This window comes from Rhodopseudomonas sp. BAL398 (genome assembly GCF_033001325.1).
Taxonomy (GTDB): Bacteria; Pseudomonadota; Alphaproteobacteria; order Rhizobiales; family Xanthobacteraceae; genus JARJEH01.
On sequence record NZ_CP133111.1, the window covers coordinates 5,421,933 to 5,434,710 of the forward strand.

Sequence of the window (12,778 nt, forward strand, 5' to 3'; positions counted from 1 at the left end):
GGTTCATCTCCAGAAATTCCGGCGGAAGAGGTCAATCTCCGGCCACCAATGCATATGATCTAGCACAAATATGCCGTGGCCGCGGCTTTGCAAACCACCCACTTGTGATGAATCGGGGTTTTTGTGCATGGTAATGTCGAATTTGCCGAACATTCCTGATGTCGAGGACGTTGCGCGATGCGCCTGCTGTTGATCCTGGCGTATGCGGCGGCGTTCGCGGCTGGCGATGTCGCGCACGCGTCGTCGCTGCCGGCGCCGCGCGCGGTGGAGATTCCGGACGGCGGTGGCACACTCCATGGGGTGCTCTACAAGCCCGACGGCGACGGGCCGTTTCGCGCGGTGATCGCGCTGCATGATTGCGACGGGCTGGCGGCGAAATCCGACCCGGTGCAGCCGCGCTATGCCGACTGGGCGAAACGATTGCAGCGGGCCGGCCGCGCCGTGCTGCTGCCCGATAGCTACGCCTCGCGCGAATTGGGGCCGCAATGCGGGATCAAGGACCGGCCGGTGCTGGCGCGTCGCCAGCGCGTCGGCGATATTCTGGCGTCGCGCCATTGGCTTTCGCAGCAGAGCTGGGTCGCGCCCAATCGAATCAGCCTGTTGGGCTGGGGAAACGGCGCCAGCGCGGTGCTGTGGTCGGTGCGGCCGCAGCTCGCAATCGATGCGCGCGGACCGGATTTTCACAGCGCCGTGGTGTTCTATCCGGACTGCCGCCGCTCGGCGCGGCTGGGATGGAGCGCGCGGGTCCCGACGCTGCTGCTGATCGGCGGCAATGACAATGTCAGCTCGCCCGCGGCATGCCGGCAGATGATCGACGGCGCCCGCGGACGCAGCGCGCTGGCCCGGATCGTGGTCTATCCCGGCGCCAAGCATCGGTTCGACCGCGACGATATGGTCAAGCGCGGCCATCACGGCGGCGATGCCGCCGCGCGCGCCGACGCGCAAAAGCGTGTCGCCGAGTGGCTGGGCGAATAGCAGTTGGCGTCTGGCGAAGCCCGAGGATTGTCCAGATGAGGTGACTGGCCTCATCAAGCGCCCGTCATTCCGGGGCGCGAGCAGCTTTGCTGCGAACGCCCCGGAATGACCCCACGTTAAGGCCGCTCCACTCAGCTGAAAGACTCGCTAAAACAGCGTTCCCTGATCGACCGGCTTGGCGCTGCGCTTGGCCGCGCTGGCGCGCGCGGCCGGCTTCGCCGCGGCCGGCCTGGCTGAATCGCCGGGATGCGCGCCATCCGCGGTGGCGCCGACGCGGCCGTCGGCGAATTCCAGGCTGAGCCTGGCGCCGGCGCCGATTGCGGCGGCGGCATGGATCGACTGGCCCTGCGCGTCGCGCACGAGGGCAAAGCCGCGCGCCAGCACCCCGCGATAAGCCAATGCGCCGAGCAATTGCCCGGCATGGCCGACGCGAGCCTGCTTGCGCTCAATCAGCGTGGTCAAAGCGCGCCGGGCGCGTTCGGCAAGCCGCAGCGTGCGCTCGCGTTCATTGCCGATCCGGATGCGTTGCGCCTGCGCATTGGCCAGCTTCGAGGCCTGCAGCCGGATCGTCAGTCCCGAAAAGCGCTCGCGACGCTGCCGCAAAGCGGCGCGGGCGCCGTATGTGAGCCGTTCGCCGGTCACCGCCAGCCGCTGCGCCGCATGCGCGACCTGATCGCGCAGCACCCGCAGCGTCAGGCCGGCGCTAGCCTGGGCGAAGCGGCGATGATGCGCATGGGTGTTGGCGCGCAGCGCGCGCGGCAACGCGGCGCTGGCGCCGTCGAGCCGCTGCCGCGGGATCGCCAGCAAGTCGCCGGCCGCCGGCAGCGCCCGCGCCGCGGCGCGCAATTCGTTGCGGCGCGACTCCTGGGCGCGTTGCCAGCACAGCATGGTGCGGCGGCTGAGGCCTTCGACCTCGACAAACAATTCGGCGCGCACCGGCACCGCCATTTCGGCTGCCGCTGTCGGCGTCGGCGCGCGGCGGTCGGCGGCGAAATCGATCAGCGTGATGTCGGTCTCGTGACCGACCGCCGAGATCAGCGGGATCATGCTTTCGGCCGCGGCGCGGACCACGATCTCCTCGTTGAACGACCACAGATCCTCCAGCGAGCCGCCGCCGCGCGCCACGATCAACAGATCGGGGCGGGGGATCTTGCCGCCTTCGGGCAGCGCGTTGAAGCCATGGATCGCGGCGGCGACCTGCTCGGCCGAGCCTTCGCCCTGCACCTTGACGGGCCACACCAGAACGTGGCGCGGGAAGCGGTCTTCGAGGCGATGCAGGATGTCGCGGATCACGGCGCCCGTCGGCGAGGTGATGACGCCGATCACGTCGGGCAGATAGGGCAATAGCTGCTTGCGCGCCTCGTCGAACAGGCCTTCGGCGCCGAGCTTGCGCTTGCGCTCCTCCATCAGGGCCATCAGCGCGCCGACACCGGCCGGCTCGATCGCCTCGATGACGATCTGGTATTTCGACGAGCCCGGATAGGTGGTGAGCTTGCCGGTGGCGATGACCTCGAGGCCTTCCTGCGGCTTGAACCGCATTCGTCCATGCACGCCCTTCCAGATCACCGCCTCGATCTTGGCGCTCTCGTCCTTCAGCGCGAAATAGCAATGGCCGGAGGAATGCGGGCCGCGAAAGCCGGAAATCTCGCCGCGCACCCGGACATGCCCATAGGCGTCCTCGACCGTCCGCTTCAACGCTGAGGACAGTTCGGAGACGGTGAATTCCGGCGAGTTCACAAGAGATTCGGGCGCCAGCAGCTTTGCCATCGATTCGGGACTTTCAGTTTCGTGGGCGAAGTTAGGGTGTTTTGTCCGGCTGTGCCAATCAACCCTTGAGCGGTCACATTTTGAGCATGGCGGGTTCCGCGAGGCCGATTCGGCGGCGCGATCATGCGCTGCCGACATATCCACACCTGGCCGCCGGCATTTTTGCGATGCGGCTGCGCCGTGTTACACCTCGCCCAACGCGCGCTGGGGGCTGCTGGTCGATGAATATTCTGCTGCTCGGTTCGGGTGGGCGCGAACACGCGCTGGCGTGGAAGATCGCAAGATCGCCGCTGCTGACCAAATTATGGTGCGCGCCGGGCAATGCTGGCATCGCCGAACAGGCGGCCTGCGTGGCTCTCGATATCGCCGACCATGCGGCGGTGATCGCGTTCTGCAAGGCCAACGCCGTCGATTTCGTCGTGGTCGGGCCGGAGGCGCCTCTGGCGGCCGGCATTGTCGACGATCTCGCGAGCGCCGGCATCAAGGCGTTCGGCCCGAGCAAGGCAGCGGCGAGGCTGGAGAGCTCCAAGGGTTTTACCAAGGACATCTGCCAGGCCAACGCCATTCCGACCGCGGCCTATCAGCGGTTCAGCGACGCCGACGCGGCGAAAGCCTATATTCGCCAACAGGGCGCGCCGATCGTCATCAAGGCCGATGGGCTGGCCGCCGGCAAGGGCGTCGTGGTGGCGATGACGCTCGACGAGGCGATGGCGGCGATCGACATGATGCTGGGCGGCGGCTTTGGCGATGCCGGCGCCGAGGCCGTGGTCGAGGAATTCATGGTCGGCGAGGAGGCCTCGTTCTTCGTGCTGTGCGACGGCGAGCACGCGCTGCCGATGGCGACTGCCCAGGACCACAAGCGCGCCTTCGACGGTGACAAGGGACCGAACACCGGCGGCATGGGCGCCTATTCGCCGGCGCCGGTGATGACCCAAGCGCTGACTCGGCAGGTGATGGACGAGATCATCTATCCGACGCTGCGGGCGCTGAGCGCGATGGGCACGCCCTATAAGGGTGTGCTGTTCGCAGGCTTGATGATCACCGAGGAAGGCCCGCAGCTGATTGAATACAATGTCCGCTTCGGCGATCCGGAATGCCAGGTGCTGATGCTGCGGATGATGTCCGACATCGTGCCGGCGCTGCTGGCGTGCTGCGAGGGGCAATTGGATAAAGTCAGCCTGGACTGGTTTCCCGATCCGGCGCTGACCGTGGTGATGGCCGCCAAGGGCTATCCCGGCACTTACGAAAAGGGCACGCGCATCGCCGGCCTCGACCGCGCCGCGAAGATTCCCGGCGTCGAGATTTTCCACGCCGGCACGCTGGCGTCGGGCGACTGGATTCTCGCTAATGGCGGCCGCGTGCTCGACGTCACCGCCTCGGCCAAGACGGTGGCCGAAGCGCAGCGCCGCGCCTATGAGGCGATCGGCGTCATCAACTGGCCGGAGGGCTTCTGCCGCCGTGACATCGGCTGGCAGGCAGTGGCGCGGGAACGCCGCGGCAAGTAATTTGCCTCACGTTTACGTGCCCCGGACGCGGTGCAACGCGCCGCGAAGCGGCGTGGTGCGCCGTAGAGCCGGGCCCCGCTTGACTTGTCGAGGGTTGAACCGGGGTCCCGGTTCTGCGAAGCGGCACTGCGTGCCGCATCGCGCCCGGGACACGAGATAGATTCGCTTGAGCCCGGTCGTACAGTAGCTGGAAATTCAAAGGGAGTGAGCCATGCCTGATCTTGCCGACCTGTTTCCCGGCTACGCGGCCGAATGGATCGACACTTCGTCGGGGCGCATTTTCGCCCGCGTCGGCGGCGACGGGCCGCCGCTGTTGCTGCTGCACGGCTTTTCCGAAACCCATGTGATGTGGCACCGCGTCGCGCCGCAATTGGCGCAGAAGTTCAAGCTGATCATCGCCGATCTGCCGGGCTATGGCTGGTCCGACATGCCGCGCAGCGATGCCGAGCACACGCCCTACACCAAGCGGGCGATGGCGGCGCAGCTGATCGAGGCGATGGAGAAGCTCGGCCATGTGCATTTCGCGCTGGCCGGCCACGATCGCGGCGGCCGCGTCAGCTACCGGATGGCGCTCGATCATCCCGGAAGGCTATCGAAGCTCGCGGTGCTGGATATCCTGCCGACCTATGAATACTGGATGCGGATGGACCGCGCCTACGGCCTCAAGGTCTATCACTGGACCTTCCTGGCGCAGCCGGCGCCGCTGCCCGAAACGCTGATCGGCGCCAGCCCGGATTTCTTCCTCAAAAACAAGTTGGCGAGCTGGAGCAAGACCAAGGACCTCAGCGTGTTCGATCCGCGCGCCTTGCAGCATTACCTCGCCGCGTTCAACGATCCGATGCGGCTGCACGCGATGTGCGAGGATTACCGCGCCGGCGCGCACGCCGATTTCGACCATGACAAGGCCGACCATGACGCCGGCAACAAGATCGCGGTGCCGATGCTGGCGCTGTGGGGCGATGCCGGCATCGCACAATCAGCGGCGACGCCGCTCGATACCTGGAAGAAATGGGCGACCGACGTGCGTGGCGGCCCGGTCAATTCCGGGCATTTTCTCACCGAGGAAGATCCCGACGCCACCGCGCAGGCGCTGCTGGCGTTTTTTACCTGACCGTCGAGGTTGACCACGAAAGTCGGGATGGCCCCGCCGTGATCGCGTGCCGGCATCGGGCGATTTCCCCGGTCTCGCGTTGACGAGGGCGAATGACGGTCGCCGCTCTCTGCGACTTGACGATAGGAATAAAATCCGATATCAATATCCTTTCGTACGAAAGGATATTGCATGCGATCAATCCTTGAAGAAAGAGACAACCTACGCAAATCCAAGCAGGAGCTTGCCGAAGTAAGATTCGGTTTGAGATACCTTCGGTATCTCCGCGCGGCCATCAAAGCGGGCTTTAATCCCGACCAGCCACGCGACGAAATTGGAAGGTGGACGGATGCCCCGGGGGGTGCCGTCAGCGAAGCTACAGGCAATGTTTACATTAGCGCAGCGCGGCGGATCGAATCGGATTGCGATGCACAATATGCGAAGGACAAGCTGATCTGCAATTTGGTGAGAACTCCGTTGTGTTGGGCACAAGCCGCGGAGCGATACGGCGCCTGTCTGAGCGGCCGTCCGATTCCCCAATTGAGGTTCTGATGATGAACGAACTCATCTCGCGCAAACTGAGACTTGACGGCATTGGCGGCGAAGTCGACGTTCCGATCCGCGTCTACTGGCCTGTCGAGGAGAAGGCTGCCTGGAATTGCCGCTGGCAGATCGATTGGCCGGATCGGCAGCGCGCGAATTCGGCGCGCGGCATCGACGCAATCCAGGCGATCCTACAGGCGCTGACAATGGTCGGCGCCGAACTCTATTGCAGTGAAGAACATCGATCGGGCCGTCTGTCCTGGCGATCGGACTGGAAAGGATATGGCTTTCCGCTCCCCGCCAACCTTCGCGACATGCTTGTCGGCGATGACGCGGGCTTCCTTTAGGATTTGGGTCGGTCGACTCCTTACCGCCGCGCCTTGAAGAATTCCCGCAGCAGCGTCGCTGACGGGGTCTCGCCGACGGCGGAATAGATCTCCGGCGCGTGGTGGCAGGTCGGGGAGGCGAAGAACCGCACGCCCGACTCCACCGCGCCGCCCTTGGGGTCGGCGGCGCCGAAATACAGCCGCCGGATCCGCGCGAAGGAGATCGCGCCGGCGCACATGGTGCACGGCTCCAGCGTGACATAGAGGTCGCAATCGACCAGCCGTTCGCTGCCGATGAGGCGCGCGGCCTGCCGGATCGCCAATATCTCGGCGTGGGCGGTCGGGTCGCGGTCGGTCAAGGTTCGGTTGCCGGCGGTGGCGATCACCTCGCCGGCGCGCACGATCACGCAGCCGATCGGCACTTCCCCGGCATTTTGCGCATTTTGGGCGGCTTTCAGCGCCAAATCCATGAAAGATGCCGCGGTCATATCTCGTATCAACCCGAAAAACCTGCTAGGAGAGCGTATTCAGCAAAAGTGGATGCCGGTTTTGCGTGACAATGCGCCTTGGTCAAAGAGTGCGCGTCAGCGTCGCGCGAGCCCGTTCCCGTCAGCCTGATCGCCATTCCGAACGCCCGAAGTGAGACCAGTCATGCCCCGCGACAACGACAAAAACAACGGCCCCTCGCGCGGCCGACCGCCCGGCAGATCCGGTGGCGCGTCCAGCGGCAAAGGTCGCTCCGGCGCCGCCCGCGGGCCGGAGAAGAAATTCGCCAAGAAGGCCGGCAATTATGTCGCCAGGCCGGAGAGTGCGGCCGGCGAGCGCAAATCCTTCGGTGCCAAACCGTTCGGCGCCAAATCCTTCGGGGCCAAGCCCTATGCGGGCAAGCGCGACGACGCGCGGCCGCCGCGTCGTGACTTTTCCGACTCGCCGCGCCCGGCGCGCGGCGGCGACCGCCCGGATCGCGGCCCGCGCAAGGAATTTTCCCCGCGCGACGGCGGCGGCGACAAGCGTCCCTACACGCCGCGCGACGGTGGCGGAGACAAGCGCCCCTATACGCCGCGCAGCGATCGCGGCGAGGCGAGGGGCGAGGGCCGGCCGCCGGCGCGGTTCGGCGGCGACAAGAAATTCGGCGACAAGCGCCCCTACACGCCCCGTGATGGCGGCGGTGAGAAGCGGCCCTATAGCCCGCGCGAGGGCGACAAACGGCCCTACACGCCGCGCGGCGAGGGCTTCGGCGATCGGCCGCGGCCCTCGGGCGATCGTCCGTTTGGCGCGCGTCCGTCGCGCGATAGTGACAAGAAATTTGGCGGCGAGCGCAAATTCGGCCGCGGCGCGCCGGATCGCGGCCCACGCAAGGATTTCGGCAGCCGGCCGGATCGGGGCCAAGATCGCGGCCAAGATCGGGGCTATGATCGTGGACCGGATCGCGGCGAGACCAAGCCGTGGCAGAAGCGCGATGCGTCGTCGCCCGACCATGAGGGCCGCAATTCACGTCCCTCGCGCGACGGCGAGCGCAGCTTCGATAGGCCGCGTTTCGACAAGCCCCGCGAGGAACGCGCCGAGCGGCCGCGCTTCTCACGGCCGCGCGAGGACCGTCCGGAGCGTTCGGGCGGCGATCGTCCGTTCCGCGAACGGCCGACATTCGATCGGCCGCGCGAGGACCGCGGCGACTGGCACGAGCATCCGCGCAATGACGCTGGCGCCGAGCGCCCGCGCCGCGACAATGAAGACGACAGCAAAGTGTTCGCCAAGCGCCCGGCCTTCGGCGGCCGCGGCGCCTATCGCGAGCGCAAGCCGGATTTCGAAAAGCGCGCCGCGCGGCCGCCCAAGGAAAAGAAAGCCGGCGAGCGCATCGCCAAGGTGGTGTCGCGCGCGGGCCTGTGTTCGCGCCGCGACGCCGAGGCATGGATCACCCAAGGCCGGGTCTCGGTCAATGGCCGCCAGATCAACTCGCCGGCGCTCGACGTCACCGTCAACGACGTCATTACCGTCGACAACAAGCCGTTGCCGGCGCGCGAGCGCACGCGACTGTTCCTGTTCCACAAGCCGCGCGGCTTGATGACGACGCATGCCGACCCCGAGGGGCGGCCGACCGTGTTCGACAATCTGCCCGAGGGCCTGCCGCGGCTGATCTCGATCGGCCGGCTCGATTTCAACACCGAGGGCCTGCTGCTGCTGACCAATGATGGCGGGCTGGCGCGGGCGCTGGAATTGCCCGACACCGGCTGGCTGCGGCGCTACCGGGTCCGCGCCCATGGCGAGGTCACGCAGGGCCAGCTCGATGAATTGCAAAAGGGCGTCGAGGTCGACGGCGTCAAATATGGCGAGATCGACGCCAAGTTGGAGCGCGACCAGGGCGCCAATGTCTGGCTGGTATTCGCGATCCGCGAAGGCAAGAACCGCGAAGTCCGCAACGTGCTGGCGCATCTCGGGCTCGAGGTGAACCGGCTGATCCGTGTGTCCTACGGCCCGTTCCAGCTCGGCGAATTGCCCGAGGGCGAGGTCGAGGAGGTCAAGACAAGGGTGCTGCGCGAGCAGCTCGGCGAGAAGATCGCCGCTTTGGCCGGCGCCGATTTCGGCCGCCCGACCGCCAGCAAGGGCGACACCGATCTCGATCCGGTGGTGGTCAAGAAGCCGGTATTCAAGCGCGGCGCGGTCGAGGATCGCAAGGGCCGGCGCGTGCTGGTGCAGCGCACCGGCAGCGACGAAGCCCGCGCCCGCAACGAGAGCGAAGCCAATGGCTATGGCCCGCCGCGCCGCCCGACCCGCGGCTATCACGGCAAGCGCGACCTCACCCCGCGCGACGAATAGGCGAGGCTTCCATGCTGTCGATCGTGGCTGTTCAGCTCGCTCCGCGCCGGCGGGGAAGGGGCGCTGCATCTGAGAGTTTGCAGCTGGCGGTGCTGATCTCCCTCCCCCTTGCGGGGAGGGTCGGCCGAGCGACGGCGATGCGCAGCATCGACGGAAGCGGAGGCCGGGGTGGGGGTGCCGCCGGCACTGAGCCCGTGGCTACCCCCACCCCCGACCCCTCCCCGCAAGGGGGAGGGGGGCGCGCATCCGTTGCGGCGCGGCCGAGGCTGGTGCCGCTTGATCGGCGAGGCGAATTCCAATGCGGGTGATCGGCGGACGGCTGAAGGGCCGCAACATCGTGGCGCCGTCGTCGCGCGATATTCGCCCGACCCAGGACCGCTTGCGCGAGTCTCTGTTCAACATCCTGATGCACGGCTACGGCAACCCGATGCTGGATGCGCGCGTGCTCGACCTGTTCGCCGGCACCGGCGCGCTCGGCATCGAGGCGGTGTCGCGCGGGGCTTCGTTCGCGCTGTTCGTCGACAATGGCGCCGAGGCGCGCGCGCTGCTGCGCAACAATGTCGAGGCGCTCGGACTCGGCGGCGTCACCAAGGTCTATCGCCGCGACGCCACCAATCTCGGCCCGGCGCATCCGATGGAGCCGTTCGGCCTGGTGTTTTGCGATCCGCCGTACCGGATGAAACTGGCCGAACAGGCCTTGGCGTCATTGCGCGACGGCGGCTGGCTGGCGCCCGAGGCGCTGGTCGTGGTCGAGGAGGCCAAGGATGCCGGCTTTGCCGCGCCGCAAGGTTTCGAAGAGCTCGACCGCCGCGCCTATGACGATAGCGAATTCACGTTTTTGAAAGTCGGCGGTTAGGCCTGACACCGAGCAGGGCCCTCATCCTGAGAGCCCGGCTGAAAAAACGATCAACAAAACGAGACGATCAAGGTCGTCATTGCGAGGAGCTCTTGCGACGAAGCAATCCAGTCCTTGCTTGACGCCCCTGGATTGCTTCGCGGTCGGACGGCGCGATGCGCCGTCCTCGGCTCGCAATGACGACATCAAGGTCGGTTTTTATTGGCTTCTTTTTGAGTCAGACACTGACGAGCCGCGCATCTTGCGCTGCGTCTCGAAGGATGTCCCGTGGCCTCATGGTTCGAGACGCCCGCCAAAAGGCGGGCTCCTCACCATGAGGGGAGAATGTCCTCATTCGCGAAGAGCGAGGAGAGGCCGCCTCGCTTCCAGATCCGCCGCTGCGATCCAGAACACTTCGCCGTCCGACTCTTCGGTGTCGAGCCACAGCAGCGGCAGCTGGGGGAATTCATTCTCGATCAATTCGCGGCCGCGGCCGATCTCGCAGAGCAGGCCGCCTTGCGGCGTCAGATGCTGCTTTGCCTCGGCCAGGATGCGGCGGACCACGTCGAGCCCGTCGAGGCCGCCGTCGAGCGCCATTTCGGGCTCAAAGCGGCATTCGTCCGGCAGATCGTCCATGCCCTGGGCGTCGACATAGGGCGGGTTGGAGATGATCAGATCATAGCGGGTGTCGGCCAGCGGCGCGAACAGGTCGCCCTGATACAGCGTCACATGATCCTGCAGCTCGTAGATGTCGACATTGTGCGCGGCGACTTCGAGCGCGTCCGGCGACAGGTCGACCGCGTCGATCCGCGCATTGGGAAAGCGCTGGCTGGCCAGCACCGCGAGACAGCCGGAGCCGGTGCACAGGTCGAGCACCGATTCCACCGCCTCCGGATCTTCGATCAGCGAACCGTCCCCGCCGTCGAAATGCGACCCGAAAATCTCGCCGATGAAGGAGCGCGGCACGATCGCGCGCTCGTCGATATAGAACGGCAGGCCGAGCATATAGGCCTTGTTGACCAGATAGGCCGCGGGCTTGCGGGTGGTGACCCGGCGATGGATCACGTCGAGCACCTGTTCGGCCTCGGCCGCGGTGATGTGCGCCATCGCGAACATATCGAACTGCTCGGGATGCAGATTGAGCGAGTCGCAGACCAGGAAGGCGGCTTCCGCCAGCGGGTCGGTGGTGCCATGCGCGAAGGCCAGATCGGCTTCGGCGAAGCGGCTGACCGCATAGCGGACGAAATCGAACAAAGTGCGCAATTCGCCGGGCTTCACCGGGAATTGCGAGGCGGGCGCTGCGCCGCGCGGGGCCTGCTTGGCGCTGGGCGCTTTGCTTTTGCTCGCGGTTTTGCTCTTGCCGGCTGTTTTGGCAGCTGTCTTGGCAACAGTTTTGACAGCCGATTTGGCGGGCGCCTTGGCAGTCTTGACGGCCTTCTTCGCCTTGGCCTTGGTGGTTGTGGTCTTTGCCATCAAATTTTGTCCCAGCGCGCGGCGGCCGCGTCATCATGCTGTTGAGCCTCGACCCATTTCGAGCCGTCGGCGGCTTCCTCACGCTTCCAGAACGGGGCGTGGGCCTTGAGATAATCCATCAGGAACTCGGCGGCCTGAAACGCTGCCTGACGATGCGCCGAGGCGGTCAGCACCATCATGATATTGTCGCCCGGCACCAGCCGGCCGAAGCGGTGAATCACCGTGACGCCGGCCAGCGGCCAGCGCGCGCAGGCTTCGGCGGCGTGGCGTTCGATCTCGGCCTCGGCCATGCCGGGATAGTGCTCCAGCGTCATCGCCGCGATCTCGTGGCCCTTGTCGCCACCGCGGCAGACGCCGGTGAACGACGCCACGGCGCCGATCTCGCTGCTGTTTCCGTGGCTGCTGGCTTGACGCAGCGCGGCGATTTCTTGGCCGACGTCGAAATCGGCTTGCTGGATCCGGACGGTGACGGTCATGCCTAGCCGCCGGTCATCGGCGGAAACAGCGCGACCTCGTGGGCGCCGGCGATCGAGGCCTCGGGCTTGACGTGGGTCTGGTCGATCGCCGCGCGGATCACGCCCGGAACCTCGAACGCATAGGCGTAGCCGTCGCCACGCCCGGCCAGCCAGCCGATCAACTCGCCAACGGTGCGGATGTCGGCCGGCGGCTCCAGCGTCTCTTCGGTCTTGCCGACCCGCTCGCGAACCCAGGCGAAATATTTGATCTTCATTCCGCATCCTCCGCGATCAAATGATGGATGCCGGCGCGGAAATAGTCATAGCCGGTATAGATGGTGAACAGCGCCGAGATCCACAGCAGCAGCAGGCCGAGCTGGGTGGTGAACGGCAGCACCCGGTCGCCGGCCTCGCCGGCCAGCAGGAACCCGATCGCGATCAGCTGGATCGTGGTCTTCCATTTGGCGACCTTGGTGACCGGGACGCTGACCCGCAGCGCCGCCAGATATTCCCGCAGACCCGAGACCAGGATCTCGCGGCATAGGATCACGATCGCGGCCCACAGCGTCCAGCCATGGATGATGCCGTCGGCCGCCAGCATCAACAGGCAGGATGCTACCAGCAATTTGTCGGCGATCGGGTCGAGCATGCGGCCGAACGCCGAATGCTGGTCCCAGATCCGCGCGTAGTAGCCGTCCAGAAAATCCGTGATCGCCGCGGCGATGAACACCGCCAGCGCCATCCAGCGCAGCCACAGCGGTCCGTCCATGATCGACTGCGCATAGATGCAGCCCACCACCACCGGGATCGCGGCGATTCTGGCGTAGGTCAGGAGGTTCGGGAGCGACAGCGAATGCTTCGCCGACCTGCTGGTCGAAACATTATTCATGCGTGTTACCAATACTGCCCGCGCTTCAAGGTCAACCTCCCGCAGCCATCGCGGCGTTCGGTTTCAGGAAAAGGTGAATCCACGCGCCGGTTCCGTCCTTTGATGT

At 66.1% G+C, this 12,778-nt stretch carries 12 protein-coding genes; 6 read left to right on the plus strand and 6 right to left on the minus strand.

The genetic code is table 11. The annotated features are described in order from the left end of the window. The first annotated feature begins 177 nt into the window (after positions 1-177). Entirely contained in the window at positions 178-975 is a 798-nt protein-coding gene (locus tag RBJ75_RS25530) for a dienelactone hydrolase family protein (protein ID WP_044411372.1), read from the plus strand. A gap of 147 nt (positions 976-1,122) precedes the next feature. Here RBJ75_RS25530 and xseA read toward each other — a convergent pair whose 3' ends face one another. Further along, positions 1,123-2,742, minus strand: coding sequence for an exodeoxyribonuclease VII large subunit (gene xseA / locus RBJ75_RS25535; RefSeq protein WP_044411369.1), 1,620 nt, complete (start codon positions 2,740-2,742; stop codon positions 1,123-1,125). A 221-nt stretch (positions 2,743-2,963) separates the two neighbouring features. On the opposite strand from xseA, the gene purD reads away from it, so the two are divergent. The 3 genes from purD to RBJ75_RS25550 all read left to right on the plus strand — a co-directional run bounded on the left by purD (position 2,964) and on the right by RBJ75_RS25550 (position 6,227). Then, positions 2,964-4,247 (plus strand): phosphoribosylamine--glycine ligase, encoded by a 1,284-nt coding sequence (gene purD, locus RBJ75_RS25540; RefSeq protein ID WP_276156682.1) that lies wholly within the window; start codon positions 2,964-2,966, stop codon positions 4,245-4,247. A 211-nt stretch (positions 4,248-4,458) separates the two neighbouring features. Then, a complete protein-coding gene (locus RBJ75_RS25545) occupies positions 4,459-5,358 on the plus strand; it encodes an alpha/beta fold hydrolase (protein ID WP_044418511.1) in 900 nt (299 codons plus the stop codon). Between the two features lie 461 nt (positions 5,359-5,819). Further along, entirely contained in the window at positions 5,820-6,227 is a 408-nt protein-coding gene (locus tag RBJ75_RS25550) for a DUF6968 family protein (RefSeq protein WP_152647907.1), read from the plus strand. Positions 6,228-6,247: 20 nt separating this feature from the next. Here the strand turns inward: RBJ75_RS25550 and RBJ75_RS25555 are convergent, their stop codons facing one another. After that, on the minus strand, positions 6,248-6,694 hold the full coding sequence (locus RBJ75_RS25555) for a nucleoside deaminase (protein ID WP_044418509.1): 447 nt from the start codon (positions 6,692-6,694) through the stop codon (positions 6,248-6,250). A gap of 163 nt (positions 6,695-6,857) precedes the next feature. Between RBJ75_RS25555 and RBJ75_RS25560 the strand changes: the two genes are divergently transcribed. Beyond that, a complete protein-coding gene (locus tag RBJ75_RS25560) occupies positions 6,858-9,020 on the plus strand; it encodes a pseudouridine synthase (protein WP_044418507.1) in 2,163 nt (720 codons plus the stop codon). 298 nt (positions 9,021-9,318) lie between these two features. Then, complete coding sequence (gene rsmD, locus RBJ75_RS25565) at positions 9,319-9,876, plus strand: 16S rRNA (guanine(966)-N(2))-methyltransferase RsmD (RefSeq protein ID WP_044418979.1); 558 nt, start codon at positions 9,319-9,321, stop codon at positions 9,874-9,876. 330 nt (positions 9,877-10,206) lie between these two features. Here the strand turns inward: rsmD and prmB are convergent, their stop codons facing one another. The 4 genes from prmB to pgsA are packed head-to-tail and all read right to left on the minus strand — an operon-like array spanning position 10,207 to position 12,672. Continuing rightward, positions 10,207-11,328 (minus strand): 50S ribosomal protein L3 N(5)-glutamine methyltransferase, encoded by a 1,122-nt coding sequence (gene prmB, locus RBJ75_RS25570; RefSeq protein WP_080901114.1) that lies wholly within the window; start codon positions 11,326-11,328, stop codon positions 10,207-10,209. Then, a complete protein-coding gene (locus RBJ75_RS25575; RefSeq protein WP_044414317.1) occupies positions 11,328-11,804 on the minus strand; it encodes a molybdenum cofactor biosynthesis protein MoaE in 477 nt (158 codons plus the stop codon). Before RBJ75_RS25575 ends, prmB begins: the two co-directional genes overlap by 1 nt. 2 nt (positions 11,805-11,806) lie before the next feature. Then, positions 11,807-12,058, minus strand: a complete 252-nt coding sequence (gene moaD, locus RBJ75_RS25580) for a molybdopterin converting factor subunit 1 (RefSeq protein ID WP_044414321.1) — start codon at positions 12,056-12,058, stop codon at positions 11,807-11,809. Continuing rightward, on the minus strand, positions 12,055-12,672 hold the full coding sequence (pgsA, locus tag RBJ75_RS25585) for a CDP-diacylglycerol--glycerol-3-phosphate 3-phosphatidyltransferase (protein ID WP_044414323.1): 618 nt from the start codon (positions 12,670-12,672) through the stop codon (positions 12,055-12,057). The genes moaD and pgsA overlap by 4 nt, the downstream gene beginning before the upstream one ends. Between the last annotated feature and the right edge of the window lie 106 nt (positions 12,673-12,778).

Coding starts and splice junctions, on each gene's coding strand:
- RBJ75_RS25530 (WP_044411372.1), top strand. CDS start 178: ATGCGCCTGCTGTTGATCCTGGCGTATGCGGCGGCGTTCGCGGCTGGC.
- xseA (WP_044411369.1), bottom strand. CDS start 2,742: ATGGCAAAGCTGCTGGCGCCCGAATCTCTTGTGAACTCGCCGGAATTC.
- purD (WP_276156682.1), top strand. CDS start 2,964: ATGAATATTCTGCTGCTCGGTTCGGGTGGGCGCGAACACGCGCTGGCG.
- RBJ75_RS25545 (WP_044418511.1), top strand. CDS start 4,459: ATGCCTGATCTTGCCGACCTGTTTCCCGGCTACGCGGCCGAATGGATC.
- RBJ75_RS25555 (WP_044418509.1), bottom strand. CDS start 6,694: ATGACCGCGGCATCTTTCATGGATTTGGCGCTGAAAGCCGCCCAAAAT.
- RBJ75_RS25560 (WP_044418507.1), top strand. CDS start 6,858: ATGCCCCGCGACAACGACAAAAACAACGGCCCCTCGCGCGGCCGACCG.
- rsmD (WP_044418979.1), top strand. CDS start 9,319: ATGCGGGTGATCGGCGGACGGCTGAAGGGCCGCAACATCGTGGCGCCG.
- prmB (WP_080901114.1), bottom strand. CDS start 11,328: ATGGCAAAGACCACAACCACCAAGGCCAAGGCGAAGAAGGCCGTCAAG.
- RBJ75_RS25575 (WP_044414317.1), bottom strand. CDS start 11,804: ATGACCGTCACCGTCCGGATCCAGCAAGCCGATTTCGACGTCGGCCAA.
- moaD (WP_044414321.1), bottom strand. CDS start 12,058: ATGAAGATCAAATATTTCGCCTGGGTTCGCGAGCGGGTCGGCAAGACC.
- pgsA (WP_044414323.1), bottom strand. CDS start 12,672: ATGAATAATGTTTCGACCAGCAGGTCGGCGAAGCATTCGCTGTCGCTC.